This window comes from Brevundimonas sp. AVps23W, assembly GCF_058681395.1.
On the sequence record NZ_CM178738.1, the window covers coordinates 1258040 to 1275132 of the forward strand.

23 protein-coding genes are annotated in these 17093 nt (G+C 66.0%); 13 read left to right on the forward strand and 10 right to left on the reverse strand.

Going from position 1 to position 17093, the window contains the following annotated elements:
• Window positions 1-88 precede the first annotated feature (88 nt).
• The gene (locus ACW177_RS06090; RefSeq protein WP_492027713.1) at window positions 89-436 is read right to left on the reverse strand and encodes an antibiotic biosynthesis monooxygenase family protein; all 348 of its coding nucleotides are present in this window, start codon (window positions 434-436) and stop codon (window positions 89-91) included.
• Complete coding sequence (locus tag ACW177_RS06095) at window positions 433-762, reverse strand: NIPSNAP family protein (protein WP_267515879.1); 330 nt, start codon at window positions 760-762, stop codon at window positions 433-435. The genes ACW177_RS06090 and ACW177_RS06095 overlap by 4 nt, the downstream gene beginning before the upstream one ends.
• A 128-nt stretch (window positions 763-890) precedes the next feature.
• On the opposite strand from ACW177_RS06095, the gene ACW177_RS06100 reads away from it, so the two are divergent.
• On the forward strand, window positions 891-1631 hold the full coding sequence (locus tag ACW177_RS06100) for an ArsR/SmtB family transcription factor (RefSeq protein WP_492027714.1): 741 nt from the start codon (window positions 891-893) through the stop codon (window positions 1629-1631).
• A 15-nt stretch (window positions 1632-1646) separates the two neighbouring features.
• On the opposite strand, the gene ACW177_RS06105 is transcribed toward ACW177_RS06100, so the two are convergent.
• The 7 genes from ACW177_RS06105 to erpA all read right to left on the reverse strand — a co-directional run bounded on the left by ACW177_RS06105 (window position 1647) and on the right by erpA (window position 6017).
• On the reverse strand, window positions 1647-2240 hold the full coding sequence (locus ACW177_RS06105; protein ID WP_492027715.1) for a DNA-3-methyladenine glycosylase I: 594 nt from the start codon (window positions 2238-2240) through the stop codon (window positions 1647-1649).
• A 215-nt stretch (window positions 2241-2455) separates the two neighbouring features.
• Entirely contained in the window at window positions 2456-2665 is a 210-nt protein-coding gene (locus ACW177_RS06110) for a hypothetical protein (RefSeq protein ID WP_492027716.1), read from the reverse strand.
• Between the two features lie 124 nt (window positions 2666-2789).
• Window positions 2790-3608, reverse strand: coding sequence for a CAF17-like 4Fe-4S cluster assembly/insertion protein YgfZ (gene ygfZ, locus ACW177_RS06115; RefSeq protein ID WP_492027717.1), 819 nt, complete (start codon window positions 3606-3608; stop codon window positions 2790-2792).
• Window positions 3609-3665: 57 nt separating this feature from the next.
• The gene (locus tag ACW177_RS06120) at window positions 3666-4601 is read right to left on the reverse strand and encodes a serine aminopeptidase domain-containing protein (protein WP_492027718.1); all 936 of its coding nucleotides are present in this window, start codon (window positions 4599-4601) and stop codon (window positions 3666-3668) included.
• 25 nt (window positions 4602-4626) lie between these two features.
• Window positions 4627-5307 carry an SdpI family protein gene (locus ACW177_RS06125; protein WP_492027719.1) on the reverse strand — a complete coding sequence of 227 codons (681 nt, stop codon included), beginning with the start codon at window positions 5305-5307 and terminating at the stop codon, window positions 4627-4629.
• The gene (locus ACW177_RS06130; protein WP_492027720.1) at window positions 5304-5609 is read right to left on the reverse strand and encodes a metalloregulator ArsR/SmtB family transcription factor; all 306 of its coding nucleotides are present in this window, start codon (window positions 5607-5609) and stop codon (window positions 5304-5306) included. Before ACW177_RS06130 ends, ACW177_RS06125 begins: the two co-directional genes overlap by 4 nt.
• A gap of 90 nt (window positions 5610-5699) precedes the next feature.
• Window positions 5700-6017 (reverse strand): iron-sulfur cluster insertion protein ErpA, encoded by a 318-nt coding sequence (erpA, locus tag ACW177_RS06135; protein WP_492028093.1) that lies wholly within the window; start codon window positions 6015-6017, stop codon window positions 5700-5702.
• A 142-nt stretch (window positions 6018-6159) separates the two neighbouring features.
• On the opposite strand from erpA, the gene ACW177_RS06140 reads away from it, so the two are divergent.
• The 7 genes from ACW177_RS06140 (at window position 6160) to ACW177_RS06170 (ending at window position 13215) form a co-directional block, all read left to right on the forward strand.
• Window positions 6160-7350 carry a deoxyguanosinetriphosphate triphosphohydrolase gene (locus tag ACW177_RS06140; protein WP_492027721.1) on the forward strand — a complete coding sequence of 397 codons (1191 nt, stop codon included), beginning with the start codon at window positions 6160-6162 and terminating at the stop codon, window positions 7348-7350.
• 81 nt (window positions 7351-7431) lie between these two features.
• On the forward strand, window positions 7432-8217 hold the full coding sequence (locus tag ACW177_RS06145) for an SPOR domain-containing protein (protein ID WP_492027722.1): 786 nt from the start codon (window positions 7432-7434) through the stop codon (window positions 8215-8217).
• Window positions 8218-8380: 163 nt separating this feature from the next.
• Entirely contained in the window at window positions 8381-9430 is a 1050-nt protein-coding gene (gene nagZ, locus ACW177_RS06150) for a beta-N-acetylhexosaminidase (RefSeq protein ID WP_492027723.1), read from the forward strand.
• A gap of 38 nt (window positions 9431-9468) precedes the next feature.
• Window positions 9469-9903 (forward strand): hypothetical protein, encoded by a 435-nt coding sequence (locus tag ACW177_RS06155; protein ID WP_492027724.1) that lies wholly within the window; start codon window positions 9469-9471, stop codon window positions 9901-9903.
• Entirely contained in the window at window positions 9900-10721 is an 822-nt protein-coding gene (locus ACW177_RS06160; RefSeq protein WP_492027725.1) for a segregation and condensation protein A, read from the forward strand. Before ACW177_RS06155 ends, ACW177_RS06160 begins: the two co-directional genes overlap by 4 nt.
• Before the next feature lie 150 nt (window positions 10722-10871).
• Window positions 10872-11531, forward strand: a complete 660-nt coding sequence (scpB, locus tag ACW177_RS06165) for an SMC-Scp complex subunit ScpB (protein ID WP_492027726.1) — start codon at window positions 10872-10874, stop codon at window positions 11529-11531.
• Window positions 11532-11610: 79 nt separating this feature from the next.
• Window positions 11611-13215 (forward strand): ATP-binding protein, encoded by a 1605-nt coding sequence (locus tag ACW177_RS06170; protein WP_492027727.1) that lies wholly within the window; start codon window positions 11611-11613, stop codon window positions 13213-13215.
• On the opposite strand, the gene ispH is transcribed toward ACW177_RS06170, so the two are convergent.
• The gene (ispH, locus tag ACW177_RS06175) at window positions 13187-14158 is read right to left on the reverse strand and encodes a 4-hydroxy-3-methylbut-2-enyl diphosphate reductase (RefSeq protein ID WP_267515894.1); all 972 of its coding nucleotides are present in this window, start codon (window positions 14156-14158) and stop codon (window positions 13187-13189) included. The genes ACW177_RS06170 and ispH overlap by 29 nt on opposite strands.
• A gap of 238 nt (window positions 14159-14396) precedes the next feature.
• Here ispH and ACW177_RS06180 point away from each other — a divergent pair, with 238 nt between their 5' ends.
• The 5 genes from ACW177_RS06180 (at window position 14397) to ACW177_RS06200 (ending at window position 17003) form a co-directional block, all read left to right on the forward strand.
• Window positions 14397-14753 carry an AtpZ/AtpI family protein gene (locus ACW177_RS06180; protein ID WP_492027728.1) on the forward strand — a complete coding sequence of 119 codons (357 nt, stop codon included), beginning with the start codon at window positions 14397-14399 and terminating at the stop codon, window positions 14751-14753.
• A 6-nt stretch (window positions 14754-14759) separates the two neighbouring features.
• Window positions 14760-15542 carry a F0F1 ATP synthase subunit A gene (locus ACW177_RS06185; protein WP_492027729.1) on the forward strand — a complete coding sequence of 261 codons (783 nt, stop codon included), beginning with the start codon at window positions 14760-14762 and terminating at the stop codon, window positions 15540-15542.
• Between the two features lie 55 nt (window positions 15543-15597).
• Entirely contained in the window at window positions 15598-15822 is a 225-nt protein-coding gene (locus ACW177_RS06190) for a F0F1 ATP synthase subunit C (RefSeq protein ID WP_492027730.1), read from the forward strand.
• 76 nt (window positions 15823-15898) lie between these two features.
• Window positions 15899-16486: a F0F1 ATP synthase subunit B family protein gene (locus ACW177_RS06195; RefSeq protein WP_492027731.1), complete on the forward strand. Its 588-nt coding sequence runs from the start codon at window positions 15899-15901 to the stop codon at window positions 16484-16486.
• A gap of 1 nt (window position 16487) precedes the next feature.
• Complete coding sequence (locus ACW177_RS06200; RefSeq protein ID WP_492027732.1) at window positions 16488-17003, forward strand: F0F1 ATP synthase subunit B; 516 nt, start codon at window positions 16488-16490, stop codon at window positions 17001-17003.
• Window positions 17004-17093: the final 90 nt, after the last annotated feature.

Here is a 17093-nt window from a genome sequence, read left to right on the forward strand (position 1 = left end):
TTTTTACGGCCGCGACGCCGGACATCACAAACGTCCCAAAGCGGTCGTCGCGTGTGTCTGAGAGGGGTGGGAAGCAGACATTGAGGCGTCAAACTGGATGAACGGCTCGACTATCGTCAGGCGCTTGTACTCGGTCATTCATGCCGTAGTCGCGCATAACGCCCGCGATACGCAGTCGGTAGTCACGAAATACCTCTGCACGCCCCTTGACCTGAGTTGCGCGGTGACGAGGACGCTCTCGCCACGCCGCTACAGCCGTGTCGTCCCGAAAGAAGGAAAGCGACAACAGTTTGTCGGGCTCAGTGAGGCTGCGAAAGCGCTCGATCGAGATGAACCCTTCGATGGTTTCGAGTTCATCGCGCAAGGCCGCAGCGAGGTCGAGATACTGTTGTGTCCGACCTTCGGCGGGCCAAACCTCGAAAATCACAGCGATCATCGAACAGCCAGTGGCGCGTGCGGCCCCGAGGCCAGACGCAGGAACAAGCGGTCTTCCTTTTGGATGAACTTCTCTCGCTTGGCGAAGTCGTAGTTTTCTCGCCCGAGAGGGTCATCGCGCAACCGCGCACGATAGGCTTCGTAAGCGGCAAGGCTCTCGATATTGTAGACGCCGTAGGCAGTCGTGGACGAGCCCTCGTGCGGACCGAAATATCCGACGAGATCGGCTCCGCAGCGCGGAATTGCCTGGCCCCAGTTGCGAGCGTAGGCGTCGAAGGCGTCCGCTTTGAACGGGTCGATTTCGTAACGAATAAAGCATGTGATCATGGCCTAGCGCCTCCATACGCGCCTCATGATCCTATCGCGGGACGCAGAGCCCATGCTTCGGTCTCGACCGAAGCATGCTCGTCTCAGGCGTGCTACTCAGAGTGCGCAATCTCTGCAGGGCGGTTATCATGAAGGACGGACCTGTCATCGCTCAAGTGGCTGCGCTGGTCGGCGATCCGGCCCGCGCGAATATGCTGACGGCCCTCATGGACGGGCGCGCTCTGACGGTGACCGAACTTGCTGTAGCTGCGGGCGTCGCTCTACCCACAGCGAGCGGCCATCTTTCCAAACTGAGCCTCGCCAAGCTTCTGGTGATGGAGAGGCAAGGTCGGCACCGATACTACCGGCTTGCCGACCACGATGTGGCGCATGTGCTGGAAGCCCTAATGGGGCTGGCCCAACGAACCGGAGCCGTTCGCGTCCGCACCGGACCGAGAGACTTGGCCATGCGAACTGCGCGCGTATGTTACGACCACTTGGCCGGGCGACAGGGCGTATTGGTGTTCCAAAGTCTCATAGACAGAGGCTGGCTTGAGCATTTGGAACAACCCGTGCTCACCGCTCATGGCCACTCTGGCTTTACTGCAATTGGCATAGACATTGTCGCTCTCGAACGCGGTCGGCGCCCGCTGTGTCGAACTTGCTTGGATTGGAGCGAACGCCGCCACCACCTTGGAGGTGCGTTAGGCGCGGCGATGCTCAGTCATGCGCTTGTTCGCGGCTGGGCACAGCGCGCGCAAGGACGGGTGGTGACATTCAGTCAAGCGGGAGCGAAATCATTCAACGCCGCCTACGGGATATCCGACCAACCACTATCGGCTCCTAAAGGTCCGTACTTGGTTGAACCCTGTCAATCACCTGACGCCTGAATCCAGACGTTGCAGTCAAATACCCATCGCCCGCACTTCCCCATGTCGGAAGCAGGTCGTCTGGTGATCGTTGACCATGCCCACGGCCTGCATGAAGGCATAGACGATAACGGGGCCGCAGAAGTTGAAGCCGCGTTTCTTCAGGGCCTTGGCCATGGCGACGGACTGTTCGGTCTGGGTCGGGGCCTGGCGGAAGTCGGCGAAGGGGGTGTGGATCGGTTCGCCGCCGACGAAGGACCAGAGCCATTCGGAGAAGTCTTCGTCGTTTTCGCGCATCTCAAGCCAGATCTGGGCGCCGCGGATGGCGGCGCTGATCTTGGCGCGCGAGCGGATGATGCGGGCGTCGCCCAGCAGGCGCTGGATGTCGGCCTCGTCGTAGCGGGCGACGATCTCGGGGTCGAAACCGTCGAAGGCGTCGCGGATGCCTTCGCGTTTGCGCAGGATGGTGATCCAGGCGAGGCCGGCCTGGAAGCCGTCGAGGACCAGCTTCTCCCACAGGGCGCGGGGGTCGCGTTCCGGTACGCCCCATTCGGTGTCGTGATAGGCGATGTAGAGCGGGTCGGTGGTTCCGCACCAGCCGCAGCGGCCCGAGGCGTGTGAGTCGATCATGGCGGGATGTTGCCGGTTTGTTCGAACAAGTTCAACTCCCTCTCCCGATGGGAGAGGGCTTGAGCGGGCAGCGAAGCCGTCGTTCTGGCGCGACCCGAAGGGCGGCGCGAAGCAGCCGAAGGGTGAGGGGCGCGGTGACTGAGTGCAGCAGGCCGTCGGAGACCATATTGACGGAGATGCCGGCAGCGCCGTGTTCGGGCGAAGGACTGCATGTCCTAAGGGTAGCGAATGCCGGGCTTCCATGTGATGTTGCGCTCGTGGATGGAAGTTAAAGACTTCGCGAGAGCAAAATGAAATTGAGAACGGCGACTGGCGTATTGTTGACGGTCTTTGGACTGGCAGCCCTTGTCTACGGCGCGGCCTTTGTCAAAGGCCCGCTGCTTTTCTGGCTGGACCCTTTCCAAGCGGATCGTGTTCAGCTTCACGCGATCATCGTCGGAGGGGCCGCACTCATGATCGGAGCAGTTACAATTGCTTCGGCGAGAGGGAAGACGTCGCGAGCCCAAGCCTAGGCGGCTCCAACTCGTTAAACAGCGAACTCGAAGAGGCTCACGCTTTGGATGAAGGGAGGACGTCCTCGCCCATCCAGGAGGGCCGACGCAAGCGCACCGGGCGGCCCTCGACGGTCAGGTCGCCGTCGAGACGGTCGATGCGCAACAGGGCCATGGCCGAGCCCCCGCCATCCGACCTCTGTCGGCCCGACAGCACCTCGCCCGCGCGCAGTTCACCCTTCAGCACTTCGGCGCCGAAGGGGAGCGGGGGACCGTCGAAGTCCAGGGCCAGCATGCGGTTCTTGATCGCGCCCCGGCGTTTCATCCGCGAGGTGGTCTCCTGGCCGACGAAACAGCCCTTGTGGAAGTCGATGCCGTTCAGCAGGTCGAAATCGGCCTCGATGGGATAGGTCTTGTCCTGGGGGGCGTCGGCGGTCGGATCGGGGACGCCGACGGACAGACGGTGGGCGTCATAGTCGGCCTCGGTCGCGTCGGCTGTAGCCGGGCCATAGAGGCGGCCGCCCATCAGGGCCGTGCGGGGGTCAGGAATGAAGTCGGCGGACGCATCCGGCCAGGCGGCGAAGACCGGGCGGTCGTCGGCGGCGACTTGGACCTTGGCGCGGAGCTTGTACATCGACAGCCGCTGGATCAGGGCGTCGCGGCGGTCGGCGGCCACGTCCAGCAGAACCCCCTCGGTCTCACCCAGGATGAACAGGTCGAACAGCAGCCGGCCAGGCGGCGACAACAGGGCGCCGAACCGCAGTTCGCCCTCGCCCAGCGTCTCCACGTCCTGGGTCAGCAGATTGTGCAGGAAGGGCCTGGCCTCCTCGCCCATGACGGAGATGAGGGCGCGGGAGGAGAGGCGGGCGATAGGCATGGCGCCAAGATAGGGAGGCGGACGCCTGGGCTCCAGACCTGTTGTCGCCGCAAGCCGTCAGTGCGGCGTTCGGGCTTGGATGAAGGCCGCCACATCCTGGACCACGCCCGGCGCCAGGGGCAGGCCCGGCGTGGAATAGACGGCCAGATTGGCGTCGCGGTCGGCGGGGGCGATCTTCAGGCTGTGGTTGACGCCGTCCCAGAGTTTCAGCGTCGCCTGCGGGTTGGCGGCGGCCAGGGCTTGGGCGTCGGCGACGCTGACCTGGATGTCGGTTGTCCCCTGGCCGATGAAGACCGGCCCGTCATAGGCGGCGACCAGGGCGGCGGGGTCCAGCGGCAGCCAGGAGATCAGATAGGGCTGGATCGACGGGCGCAGCAGGGCGCCCAGGGCGGGCGGCGCATCTGCGACGGTGCGGCCGGCCTCAAGCTCGCTCAAGGCGTGGTAGGCCTGGGTCTTCAGCGGCTCGGGCAGGGAGGCCAGTTGCTCGCGCAGCACCGCAGCCGCAGGTCGGCCGGCGCCGGATAGCAGCACCAGGCCGCAGATCTTGCTGGAGTCGGGGGGATCGCCGCCTTCGACGGCCTTGAGGGCGACCAGGGCGCCTTCGCTATGGCCGATCAGCCAGGCGCAGGGCTTGTCCGCCCGCGCCGCCGCCTCGGCGGCCCAGGCTTGGGCGTCGGCGACATTGGCGTCAAAGCGCAGCTCGGCCTCGGGGCCGCCGGCGGCGGCGCTGGCGCCCACGCCGCGCTTGTCGATGCGGATGGTCGCGATCCCCTGGCTCGCCAAGCCTTCGGCCAGCAGGCGATAGGAGGCGCTGGAGATGCCGAGCCGGCTGTTGCCATCGCGATCCGTGGGCCCGGAGCCGGGCAGGATGACGGCGACGGCGCTGGCGTTCTCGGGCGCCAGCAGGGATCCGTGAAGCGGCGCGGGCTGGGCGGGCAGGGCGATCTCGGTGGAGACCGGGCCGGCGAGCAGGGCGAGGGTCAGCATCAACATGGCGGTCTCCTTTGTTGGATGAGGTTCAGAAGGGCTGGCGGTCTGGATCGCTGCGCCAGACGCGCCAGCTCTCGAAGACCGACAGGGCGGCGACGATCAGGGCGGCCCCCGTCAGCGACAGGGCGCCAAGCGGCTGGGGCGCGAGAGGGGCGGCGATCAGGCCGATAAGGCCCAGCAGGAAGAGCAGGCGTCCCGCCAGTCGGTTGGAACGGTCCCAGGCCAGGCGGCTCTTGTAGCTCCAGGGCGTGCGGACCCCGACCAGCGGATTGGGCGCGACCCGCCCGAGGAAGGCGCCCAGGACCAGAAGAATCAGCGACACCCCCGCCATGGTCACGACCGGCCCGGTCTCGACCGTGGCGTTGCCCAGCCCCGCCCAGCTGATCAGCAGGCCGATAGTAGTGAAGACGAACAGGGTAATGCCCTGACCGATCCGCAGGGAACGACCGCGCGAGGTGTCGCCCTGGGATACGGCGCGCAGGGCGCCCAGGCTCAATCCGGCCACGGCAATGAAGCCGATCAGGGTCATGCAGCCGAGGAAGGTCGCGAACTGGACCCGGCTGCCCCACCGATCAACCTCCCAATCCCCGTTCCAGTGCATCGGCATCGGCGTGGTCGGGCCGTTGAAGCCGACGTGCAGGGCGAAGGCCGCCTGGATCGCGAAGACGGCGAGGGTCAGATAGTCCAGCAGCGACAGGCGGTCTTTCATCGACGGGGCTCTTTTTGGGCCACGGGCAAGACTTCGGCGGCCTCGCCCGTTCCGGCGATGTCCATCAGAAAGGCCATGGCCTCCTCGACCGCCGAGATTTCCAGCCGGTAGCGGATGGTCTGGCCCTCGCGCTCGGGACTGACGAGGCCCGCTTCCTTCAAGGCGTTGAGGTGGCCGGTGATGGTGGGCCAGCTCATGTCGAAGCCGGCGGCGATGTCGCCGGAGGCCAGAGGGCCGGCGCGCAGCATGGCGATGATGCGACGGCGCACTGGATGGGACAGGGCTTTGAACAGGGTGTTCATAGGAACTACCCTAATTAGGGTGTTGGCTAATTGCAAGTCGGCGCAGAATCCGCCCGACCCAGCCGATGGTCTCTCAGGTCTGGGGTGTCGTCAGATCGAGAAGCTGACGCCGCAGCCGCAGCTGGAGGCGGCGTTCGGATTGCGGACCACGAACTGGGCGCCGGCCAGTTCGTCGACATAGGCGATCTCGGAATTCTTCAGGAAGGGGACCGAGACGGGGTCGATCAGGGCGGTCTGGCCGTCGGCCTGGATCCGCAGGTCGTCGTCCTCGGCCGTTTCGACCAGTTCGAACCGATACTGGAAGCCCGAACAGCCGCCGCCATCGACGGCGACGCGCAGCATCAGGCTCTTGCCCTCGGCCGCGCCCAGTTTGGCCAGGCGTTTGGCGGCGCTGGCGGCCAGGACAATGCCCTCCGGCGCGCGCGTGGCGACCGTAAAGGCGGGTGTGGACGGTTCTGTGGATTGGACGGTGCTCACGGCTGTCTATATGAGGCGCGCAAGGGCGTTCGCAAAGGGCTGCCCGCATCAAAGCAGCCTCAAAGTTGATGACTTGAGCCAGACACCTCTCGCCCCCTACGCCGAACGCGCCGATCTGACCAAGGGCCGCCGCTTCTTCGAGCCCCCCAGCCGGACCCGCACGGCCTTTGCGCGGGACCGCGACCGGATCATCCATGCGACGGCGTTTCGGCGTCTGAAAGAGAAGACTCAGGTCTTCGTCGCGCATGAAGGCGATCACTACCGCACCCGCCTGACCCATTCGCTGGAGGTGGCCCAGATTGCGCGCTCACTGGCCCACGCGTTGCGGCTGGACGACGACCTGGCCGAGACGGTCGCTCTGGCCCACGACCTGGGCCACCCGCCCTTCGCCCATGCGGGCGAGGACGAGCTGGTGATCCAGATGGCCGACCACGGCGGTTTCGACCACAATGTCCAGAGCTTCCGCGTCGTGACCGAGCTGGAGAACCGCTATCCGCAGTTCGACGGGCTGAACCTGAGCTGGGAGACCGTCGAGGGGGTCATCAAGCACAATGGCCCGGTGTTGCACCGGCTGGACGAACCGGCCTGGTCGGTGGTGCGGCCGTACCGGACGGACGGGGAGGCGGGCTGGGATCTGCGCCTGGGCACCTTCGCTTCGCTGGAGGCCCAGTGCGCCGCCATCGCCGACGATATTGCCTATAACAACCACGACGTGGACGACGGGGTTCAGGCCGGGCTGATCACGCTTCAGGATCTGGACCAGGTGCCGCTGATCGGGCCGATGCTGGCGCAGGTGCGGCGTGACTGGCCCGCCATCGACGACCGGATGCTGCGGATCGAGGCCGTGCGGCGGATGATCGGGGTCATGGTCGAGGACGTCCTGGCCGAGACGGCGCGGCGGCTGGAGGAGGACCGGATCGGCTCGACCGAGGACGTGCGCACGGCGACACGGACCATGGTGGACTTCTCGCGGTCGATGCACGCGGACCTGGCCATTTTGCGCAAGTTCCTGTTCGAGCGGATGTATCGCCACTACCGGGTCAACCGCACGCGCAGCCAGGCGCGGCGGGTGCTGTCGCAACTGTTCGAGCTGTTCATGGCCGAGCCGGAGGTCATGCCGCCGGAGTGGAGCGTGCCCGCCATGACCGAGGACCGGACGGCCCGGGCCCGTGCGGTGTGCGACTATATCGCCGGGATGACCGACCGCTATGCGATAGAAGTCCACCAGAAACTGTTCAGCCTCGACCTGGCCCTCGATCTGTGATTCGAAAGACGGCGGCGGGGCGTTAGACTAACCGTTCGACGCGCCGATTCGCCGCGTCGGACAGAACGGCGGAGCGCGACCATGTCTTTTGATGACGATAACCGACCCGGCCAGGGCGCCTATACGCCCCCGACCGACGATGACCTGCCGTTCCGCCGCAATTCCTATGATCCGCGCGCCGGCGGCGGCGGCGGCCGCAATGTCGGGTCGGGCGGGGGCAAGTCGCCGCCGGTGACCCTGATCGTCAGCGCCGTGATCCTGCTGGTGCTGATCATCGCGGTGATCTTCTTCTACCGGTCCGGCATGCGCGCCTCGACCGATGCGCCGCCCGCTGTGGGCCAGCCCGTCGGCGAGATGAAGACCGCCGCGCCGGTCGACGCCCAGCCGGTTGATCCGGCCGCAGGTGTCCGCGTCTATCGCGATGAGGCCGAGACTACCGACGCTCCCGTGACCTTCACCCCGCCGCCCGAGGCGCCCCAGCCGCGTCCGGCCGCGCCGCCGACCGCCGCTCCGACCGGCCAGGGCCTGCCGACGGCCGCCCCCGCGCCCCGTCTCGCCACCCCGGCGCCCAAGGCCGAGGCCCCGACGCCCGCCGCTCCGGCCCCGACCGCCCCCGCCGCCGCCGGCGGCTCCGCCTCGGTTCAGATTGGCGCCTTCTCCTCGACCGAGATCGCCGACCGCGAATACGCCGCCGTCGCCGGCCGCTTCGGCCAATATGCGTCGGGCGCCGAGAAGCGCGTGACCGAGGTGACCTCGTCCAGCGGCTCGACCCTGTACCGCACCACCTTCACCGGCCTGTCGCGGGAACGGGCCGTGGCCTTCTGCAACGCCTTGAAGGCCGCCGGACGGGATTGCATCGTTCGGTGATGGGTTTTGATCTCCCGTCACCCTCGGGCTTGTCCCGAGGGCCCACCCGTCCGCATTGCGGTCGACGGGGCGAGGCGAGGGGACGTGCGTCCTGTTCATGCAATCTGCCTGCTGAACCGTGGGCCCTCGGGACAAGCCCGAGGGTGACGGGCGGGGTGGGTACATGACCTCCGCCGCGATCTACGGCTGCGCAGGCCATCGGCTGACGGAGGACGAACGCGCCTTCTTCGCCGAGACGCGTCCCTGGGGCTTCATCCTGTTCCGGCGCAACATCGACAGCCCGGAACAGGTGCGGGCCCTGACGGACGAGCTGCGGGCCGCCATCGGCGACGCCGACGCGCCCATCCTGATCGATCAGGAGGGCGGGCGGGTCCAGCGGATGGGCCCGCCGCACTGGCCCAAATACCCGCCGGGCAACGCCTATCTGAAGGCGACGAACGACCCGATGGATGCGCGCGATCTGGTCCGTCTGGGCGCGCGGCTGATGGCGCACGATCTACGCGAGGTGGGGATCAACGTCGATCTGCTGCCGGTGTTGGACGTGCCGGTGCCCGGCGCCCACGACATCATCGGCGACCGCGCCTATGGCCCCGATCCTCAGACCGTCGCCCTGCTGGGCCGTGCGGCGGCGGAGGGGCTGCTGGCCGGCGGGGTTCTGCCCTGCATCAAGCATATGCCGGGGCACGGTCGCGCCTTCGCCGACACCCACAAGGACCTTCCGACGGTCCATGCCGATCTTGAGACGCTGGACGCCTGGGATTTCGCCCCGTTCAAAGCCCTGTCCGACATGCCGATCGGCATGACGGCGCATATCGTCTTCACCGCCATCGACCCAAAACGCCCCGCCACCCAGTCGAAGAAGGCGATCCGGCTGATCCGCGAGCGTCTGGGCTTCGGCGGTCTGCTGCTGTCGGATGATCTGGTGATGAACGCCCTGTCCGGCAGTCTGACCCAGAGGGCGCACAAGGCGCTGAAGGCCGGATGTGACGTCGTCATCCACTGGAACGGCGACATGAACGAGATGCGTCAGGTGGCCGAGGGCGTCGGCTCGCTGAAGGGCGGTGCGCTTCGCCGCGCCGAGGCGGCCCTGGCCCGCATTGTTCGAACGCCGGAGCCGCTGGATCCGGTCGCAGCCCACGAACGCTTCTTCCGGGCGATGGCGGGCAAGACAGATGCCGCCAAGGGGCCGGACGTGGGGGAGGCGCAGGCTTGAGGCCGTTCGGTAGGGTTTTCTCGGCGGGAATATGCCTAGTGCTTCTTGCCGGCTGCGTTGTGCTGCCCTGCCAGAGGCTTGGCGGCTGCCCAACCCCTTCATCAGCGTACCAACAAGGGAACACGCTACCGCCTGCTCAGCGCGACGCCTTTTATAAGTCGCTGCCTATCGAGCAGAGGCTGGATGCCTATCATGACATTTACACGCGCTCGGGCCATCCACATGTGGCGGCGGCGTGGATATTCGAGGGCTCTGGAGTGGATGGGTTCGAGGGGGCGATGGCTCGGATGGTCAGTCCGCAGTCGTTCACCGAGTATTTTTCGATCGTGAGCTGGTTGGCTCGAACAGGCGAGGTCGATATCTGCGACCTGCTGCTTTTCGACCGCCTCAAAGAAAAGCTCGCTCTCTTCAACGAAGTCGATCCCGCTCATCCTGTTCCTATCCGGTTTGATCGCTGCGAAGTGGTGCTGTGACCGACGCCTTTCAGCCCAATCTGGATTTCAGCGCCGCCGCCGAGGTCGAGGAGCGCGAGGCTTTTGTCGTCGATCTGGACGGCTATGAGGGGCCGCTGCACGTCCTCTTGGCCCTGGCGCGGACACAGAAGGTCGATCTGCTGAAACTGTCGATCACCCGGTTGGCGGAACAGTATCTGGCCTTTGTGCACGAGGCGCGGCGGCGCAACTTCGCCCTGGCGGCCGACTACCTGGTGATGGCGTCGTGGCTGGCCTATCTGAAGTCCCGCCTGCTACTGCCGCGCACCGAAAAGGATAAGGGCGAGGAGCCGCCTGCAGAGGTCATGGCCGCCGCCCTGGCCTTCCGACTGCAGAAGCTGGAGGCCATGCGGAAAGCCGTTGATCAGTTGATGGCGCGGCCCCAGCTGAAGCGCGACGTCTTTACTCGAGGCGACCCCGAGGCGACGGTGATCGTCCCGTCCGACCGGATCGACGCCAGCCTGTACGACCTGATGAACGCCTATGTGACCCAGCGCCGGCGCGAGGAGTCGCGGCGCTATTCGCCCGGACAGCGGGTCGAGGCCTTTCCGCTGGAGGCGGCGCGCGACTGGCTGCGCGAGATCATGCCCCGTCTCGCCGACTGGACCCCGCTGGATCAGGTGGCGCCCCATCGCGACGACGCGGACGGTCCCAGCCAGGCCAGCTATACCGCCTCGACCCTGTCGGCCAGCCTGGAGCTGGTGAAGGAGGGGGCGATGGACATCCGCCAGACCGCGCCGTTCGCGGACCTGTATCTGAAGCGGCGGGGCGGCGGGCATCCGTTGGAGCTGACGCCGTGAAGACTGCTGGTTCCCCCATCATTGCCGTCATCCTAGGGCTTGTGGCGAGGATCCATACGCCCGGTTTTGGCGATGGCGCACTCTGCGGCCGCACCGGGAGTATGGATCCTCGCCACAAGGGCGAGGATGACGGGTTTGGGAGCAGATTAGATGTCTGACCTCTCCTTCCAACCCGACGAGGCCGAGATCGAGCGCCGGGTCGAGGCCCTGTTGTTCGCCGCCGCCGGGCCGTTGAGCGCCGCCGAGATCGCCGCCCGCCTGCCCGAGAACGCCGATGTCGCCCGCGCCCTGTCGGGTCTCCGCGCCCGGTACGAGGGGCGAGGGGTGGAACTGGACTGCGTCGCCGATCGCTGGCGGTTCCGCACCGCTGCGGACCTGGCTTTCATGATGACCGCGGAGCGCGAGGAGCCGCGCCGCCTGTCCCGAGCCGCGCTCGAGACCCTGGCCATCATCGCCTACCACCAGCCCGTCACCCGCGCCGAGATCGAAAGCGTGCGCGGCGTCACCCTGTCGAAGGGCACGCTGGACCTGCTGCTGGAGATGGGGTTCGTCCGGTTGAGGGGGCGTCGGCGCACGCCGGGTCGGCCCGTCACCTACGCCACCGCCGACCGGTTCCTGGAGCATTTCGGCCTGGCCAGTCTGTATGATCTTCCCGGCGTGCAGGAGATGAAGGCCGCCGGCCTGCTGGATCTGTCGCTGCCGGTCGGGTTCGAACTGCCTGATCCGGGTCGGACCGACGCGGCCGACGACGAAGGTCCCGCCGTTGATGACGATGCGCCCGAGTTCGCTCAGGATTTCGTCGGCGACTAGGCAAAAACCCGTATCGAACCGTTAACGGCCTTTCGTGTCCTCCTGGCTAAGCTTTGAGGCCTATGAACGGGGGCGTCGCGTGAAGTCAGATGTGAACGGGTTCCGGATCGTCGGCGTTCTCATGCTCGCGGTCGTGATCGGCATGATCGGTGTGCTGAGCATCGTCAGCAAGGGCATCGACGATCACCAACGCGCGCGCGATCAGGCGATGGTCGGTCTCAGGCTGGCTCGTTCGCCGGAAGCCGCTGGCGAGGATCTGGCGCTGGTGGCGATCTGGGACGAGGCCGTGCGCGAACTGAGTGCGCCGACTGCCTCGCAATGGTTCGACAGGACCGTGGGCGGCGCCTTAACCGCCCGACACGGGCACGTCGCCGCCCTGAGCTATAGCCCTTCGGGCCGCCTGCTGCGGGCTAATCACGTCGATGGGCCTCCGCACGCCAATGAGGCCCATCCCATGGCGCGGGCTGTCCGCCCCCTGATTGACCAACTGGCCGCTGAGGCCTCCAAACGTGATCGTTCGGCGCATGGACGGGCGGCAGCCGTGATCAAGTCGGGCTTCGTCAGAGTGGACGGCGTCGTCTATGTGGTCGCGGTTTCGACCGTGGTGCGTCACACTTCGACGGGGCTGACGCCCGGCAGCGATTCCATGGTCGCCACGTTCAAGCCGTTTGACACCGAGGTGGAGTGGGTTCGCGCCCGAATGGGCAAGACAGACGCGCGTTTTCTGCCTGGAACCCAGATCCCGAAGGGCATGACAGGCGTACCGATCCTCGACATCAATGGCGCGCTTCTCGGTCAGGTCGCTTGGACGCCGGATCGACCCGGCTATCGAATTCTGACCCATGCCTTGCCGCTGCTGCTGTTGATGATCGGGCTGCTGGCGGCCTGTGGGGGTCTGTTGATGTGGCGGATGCTGACGGACATGCGTCGCTTGCGAGCGTCGGAGGCGGCGCTGTCTGCCGCGCTGGAACGCGCCGAGGCGGCGAACGCGGCCAAGAGTCGCTTCCTGTCCAACATCAGTCACGAGTTGCGGACGCCGCTGAACGGCGTCCTGGGCATGGCGGAGATCCTCGGCCATGACGCCCTCACGCCACGCCAGCAAGAGCGTCTGGACATCCTGAAGGAGTCCGGACATCGGCAGCTGAGGCTGATCGAGGATCTGCTCGACGTCGTCAGGTTGGGCGATGGGGCGGTGACGCTGGACGAACGTCCTTTCCGACCCGGCGGTCTGCTGCGCGATCTTTACGATGGTCATCGCGCTGCGGCGGCCGCAAAGGGGCTGTCGCTGAGGGTCGAGACGGTCGAGGGCGAGTGGCTGGGCGATGCCGTCCACCTGGAGAAACTGCTGGGGGCGTTGGTCCACAACGCCATCCGATTCACCGCCTCGGGCGAGGTGATCGTGCGGGCGTTGGACCGCAATGGCCTGACCTTCGAGGTTCAGGACACGGGGCCCGGGATGACCGCAGCCGAGGTCGCCGTCCTGTTCGATCCATTCGCCCAGGGCGATGACAGCAGAACCCGCAAGGCAGAGGGCCTGGGCCTGGGCCTGACCGCAGCCAGTGGCCTGACGCGGCTGATGGGCGGGAAGATCGAGGTCGAGAGCAGCCCTGGCTGCGGCTGCCTGTTCCGTATCACCCTGCCGCTGACGCCCGCGTTCAGGTCGTCAACAGCCGAGGCAGCTTGAAGGTCACGGTCTCGCGCGCGCCGCCGTCCTCGGTGACCGTGGCGTCGAACCGTTCGGCGATGGCGTCCACCAGGGCGGCGATCAGCGGCTCGGGGGCCGAGGCGCCGGCGGTGACGCCCACCGTCTGAACCCCGTCGAACCAGCTCCAGTCCACCTGGGAGGCGTCATCGACCAGCCGGGCGTCGCGGGCGCCGGCGCGCATCGCCACCTCGACCAGCCGCGCCGAGTTGGACGAGTTCTTGGACCCGACCACCAGCACCAGTTCGCAGCCCTCGCCCAGCACCTTGACCGCGTCCTGGCGGTTGGTGGTGGCGTAGCAGATGTCTTCCTTGTGCGGATCGGGCAGTTCGGGGAAGCGCCGCTTCAGCACCTTCAATATGCCCGCCGTGTCATCGACCGACAGGGTGGTCTGGGTCGCATAGGCCAGGGGGGCGTCGCCGGGGCGTTCGAACGATTCGGCGTCGGCCTCGGTCTCGATCAGGCTGATGGCGCCCGGCGGCAACTGGCCCATGGTGCCGATCACCTCGGGGTGGCCGGCGTGGCCGATCAGGATGATGTGGCGTCCTGCGGCATGATGACGCTCGGCCTCGACATGGACCTTGGACACCAGGGGGCAGGTGGCGTCGAGGAATAGAAGCTGGCGCGCCTGGGCGTTGGCGGGCACCGACTTGGGCACCCCGTGGGCGGAAAAGACGACCGGCCGGTCGTCCGGGCATTCGTCCAGTTCCTTGACGAACACAGCCCCCATGGCCTTCAGCCGCTCGACCACATGGCGGTTATGAACGATCTCGTGGCGCACATAGACGGGGGCGCCGAACTTCTCGATGGCCCGTTCGACGATCTGGATCGCCCGGTCCACGCCCGCACAGAAGCCGCGCGGCGTCGCCAGCCGCACCGCGATGGGGCGGCGTTCGGGCGAGGGGGAGGGGACGTGCATGTTCATGGCCGCCAACCTAGTCGTTCGCGCGTCATATCGCCATGCGGGGCGAGCGAATCCCCGCCCTCAGACAGCGACGCATCGCCACGGTCATGCTGTTCTGGACGAAAGGTCAAGCCGAACAAAGATTTAGCTTCCGATCACGACGCCTTGACCAACCGGCCGCTCACGATTAGTTTCCGCGCCGAATTCAGACCCGCCCGAACACATTGTTTGAGCGCTGAACGCACAGGTCCTGTCCCCTATGTCGGAATCGCGCGAAGAGGCGATCAAACGCCTCCAAGACAGCGCATCCGCATTGGAGGCGCGGGTCGAGAATCAGGCCTCTCACGAGGCTGCGGGCCATGCGGCGTCCAGCCAGGCTTGGAAGATTCTCGCCGATCTTTTCGGGGGTGTGTTTGTCGGGCTGGTTTTGGGAATTGGAGTGGACCGGTTCGCCGGCACCGTTCCTTGGGGAACGATCGGGGGCGTCCTTTTGGGCTTCGCTGTGTCGGTCTGGATGGCTTGGCGCACTGCCAAACGTCTGGAGGCCCTAGCTAAATTGGAAGGTGAACCGATGTCGGTTCCCTTTGACGATGAAGATGATGAGCGAGGAGCGTAAGGCCCCATGGCCGATCCGATGCACCAGTTCAAAGTCGAGAAGGTTTTTGACCTTCCGGCTGTGACGATACCCGGCGTAGGCGCGGTGGATTTTTCCATCACGAATTCCGTTTTGGCTATGATGGTCGGCGCTGCGCTGATCGTGCTTTTCTTCGCCGCCGTAACGGCTCGCCCTCAGATGGTTCCTGGGCGCCTCCAGGCGGTCGGGGAAGGCGCGTTCGGCTTTATCGATAATCTGACGACGAGCATCATGGGCAAGGAGGGGCGTACATTCTTCCCCTTCGTGTTCACCTTGTTCGTCTTCATCCTGGCCCTGAACCTGCTCGGTATGTTCACGGTCTTTACCGCCACTTCGCAGGTCGCCGTGACCGCGACCTTTGCTGCCTTGACCATTCTGATGGTGCTGGCGGTAGGGTTCGGTAAGAACGGCCTCAGGTTCTTCAAGCTGTTCGTCCCGACCGGCGTGCCGATCTATATGTTGATCCTTGTGACGCCGATCGAAGTGATCTCGTTCCTGCTGCGCCCAGTGTCTCTGGCCTTGCGTCTTTTTGGGAACATGCTGGGGGGGCACGTGGCTCTCAAGGTGTTCGCCGGCTTCGTAGTTTCGCTCGGCGCCATGGCTGCCTCGGGCGGTCTTGGGTTCCTCGGCATTCCCGGCGCTGCGCTCGCGCTGAGCGGCGTCGTCGCCCTAACTGCTCTTGAGTTCTTGGTCGCCTTCCTTCAGGCCTTTGTCTTCGCCGTTCTGACCACCGTTTATCTGAACGATGTCGTGCACCTGGATCAGCACTGATCCAGCCCGCCAACCCTAATCTCCAACCCCACTTTATAAATCGGGAATGACTACAATGGATGCTGAAGCTGCAAAGTACATCGGCGCTGGTCTCGCCACCCTCGGCATGATCGGTTCGGCGCTGGGCGTCGGCGCAATCTTCTCGGGCTTCCTGCAAGGCGCCCTGCGGAATCCGTCGGCCGCCGCCAGCCAGTTCACCAACCTGATCCTGGGCGCGGCCCTGGCTGAAGCTCTGGGCATCTTCGCCTTCGTGCTCGGCTTGCTGATGCTGTTCCTCTAAACAGCGACCCTTAGTGAAGGCGGGCGCGACGGAAGTCGTCGTCCGCCTTCGACGTTTCGTAATTCAGGTGGCGCCCATGGCTTCCCAGACTGCGTCCGCTTCGGCGGACGTGCATGACATTGAGACTCATGGCGCCGCGACCGCCGGCGCCCACGAAGGCGCCGAAGGACATGGCGGCGGCGGTCTGCCGCAGCTTGAGATGCAGCATTGGGCGGGACAGATCGCTTGGCTGCTGATCATCTTCGTCGTCCTCTATGTGCTGCTGTCGAAGGTATTCCTGCCTAGGCTGCGGGCCGTTCAGGATGAACGCGCTGACACGATAGCCGAAGCCGTTCAAGCTGCTCGTGCTGTTCAGGATGAGGCCCAGCGTCAGGCGGCCGCCGCTCAGGCGGAAGTCGCCAAGGCGCGTGCCGACGCTCGCGCCACTGCCGCCGCCGCCAAGGCGCGCGTGACCGAAGAGGCGAATGCGCGTCAAACCGCAGAAGAGGCCGTGGTCAACGGGCGGATCGCTGAAGCCGAGGCCGTGATCGTCAAGAAGCGTGACGCGGCTATGAGTAATGTGGCCGCCATCGCGTCTGACGCTACTGCAGCCATGATCGAACGACTGACCGGTAAGGCCGCCACCAAGTTGGAAATCGATACCGTGCTGAAGGGAGTCGCCTGATATGCCCGCATTCCTGACGCTTCATTTCTGGGATATCTCCAACCCGGAACTCTGGGTCGGCGTAGGCCTGCTGATCTTCCTTGGCATCCTCGTCCTGGCCGGCGTGCCCAGGATGGCCGCCGCAGCCCTGGACGCCAAGGCGGCCAAGATCCAGGCCGACCTGGACGAGGCTGCCCGTCTGCGCGCCGAGGCCGAGGCCCTGCTGGCCCAGATCCGCAAGGAGAAGGCCGAGGCCGAGGCCCAGGCCGCCGAGATGATGGCCCAGGCGGAAGCCGACGCCCGTCGTCTGGAAGTCGAGTCCAAGGCCAAGCTGGAAGAGACCCTGGCCCGTCGCCAGAAGATGGCCGAGACCCGCATTGCTCAAGCCGAAGCCCAGGCTTCGGCCGAGGTGAAGGCCGCCGCCGCCGACCTGGCCGCCAAGGCTGCGGAACAAATCCTGGCCGCCCGCCTCGCCGGCGGCGCCAAGGACCCGCTGCTGGATGCCGCCATCGCCCAGATCGGCGACCGACTGAACTGACCGTTTCAACGGCTCTGTGACTGAGCGCCTCGCCGGCGCTATTCGGCCGAAACTGCGTGAGCAGTTTCGGCCGAAGTCGTTTCAGGGAGC

Bases quoted from the DNA above. Each gene is read 5' to 3' on its own strand.
- ACW177_RS06185 (WP_492027729.1), top strand. From the start codon at position 14,760: ATGGCCGATCCGATGCACCAGTTCAAAGTCGAGAAGGTTTTTGACCTT.
- ACW177_RS06145 (WP_492027722.1), top strand. From the start codon at position 7,432: ATGTCTTTTGATGACGATAACCGACCCGGCCAGGGCGCCTATACGCCC.
- ACW177_RS06105 (WP_492027715.1), bottom strand. From the start codon at position 2,240: ATGATCGACTCACACGCCTCGGGCCGCTGCGGCTGGTGCGGAACCACC.
- ACW177_RS06180 (WP_492027728.1), top strand. From the start codon at position 14,397: ATGTCGGAATCGCGCGAAGAGGCGATCAAACGCCTCCAAGACAGCGCA.
- ACW177_RS06200 (WP_492027732.1), top strand. From the start codon at position 16,488: ATGCCCGCATTCCTGACGCTTCATTTCTGGGATATCTCCAACCCGGAA.
- ACW177_RS06130 (WP_492027720.1), bottom strand. From the start codon at position 5,609: ATGAACACCCTGTTCAAAGCCCTGTCCCATCCAGTGCGCCGTCGCATC.
- ACW177_RS06190 (WP_492027730.1), top strand. From the start codon at position 15,598: ATGGATGCTGAAGCTGCAAAGTACATCGGCGCTGGTCTCGCCACCCTC.
- ACW177_RS06095 (WP_267515879.1), bottom strand. From the start codon at position 762: ATGATCACATGCTTTATTCGTTACGAAATCGACCCGTTCAAAGCGGAC.
- ACW177_RS06195 (WP_492027731.1), top strand. From the start codon at position 15,899: ATGGCTTCCCAGACTGCGTCCGCTTCGGCGGACGTGCATGACATTGAG.
- ygfZ (WP_492027717.1), bottom strand. From the start codon at position 3,608: ATGCCTATCGCCCGCCTCTCCTCCCGCGCCCTCATCTCCGTCATGGGC.
- ACW177_RS06120 (WP_492027718.1), bottom strand. From the start codon at position 4,601: ATGTTGATGCTGACCCTCGCCCTGCTCGCCGGCCCGGTCTCCACCGAG.
- ACW177_RS06090 (WP_492027713.1), bottom strand. From the start codon at position 436: ATGATCGCTGTGATTTTCGAGGTTTGGCCCGCCGAAGGTCGGACACAA.
- ACW177_RS06100 (WP_492027714.1), top strand. From the start codon at position 891: ATGAAGGACGGACCTGTCATCGCTCAAGTGGCTGCGCTGGTCGGCGAT.
- ispH (WP_267515894.1), bottom strand. From the start codon at position 14,158: ATGAACATGCACGTCCCCTCCCCCTCGCCCGAACGCCGCCCCATCGCG.
- ACW177_RS06125 (WP_492027719.1), bottom strand. From the start codon at position 5,307: ATGAAAGACCGCCTGTCGCTGCTGGACTATCTGACCCTCGCCGTCTTC.
- nagZ (WP_492027723.1), top strand. From the start codon at position 8,381: ATGACCTCCGCCGCGATCTACGGCTGCGCAGGCCATCGGCTGACGGAG.
- scpB (WP_492027726.1), top strand. From the start codon at position 10,872: ATGTCTGACCTCTCCTTCCAACCCGACGAGGCCGAGATCGAGCGCCGG.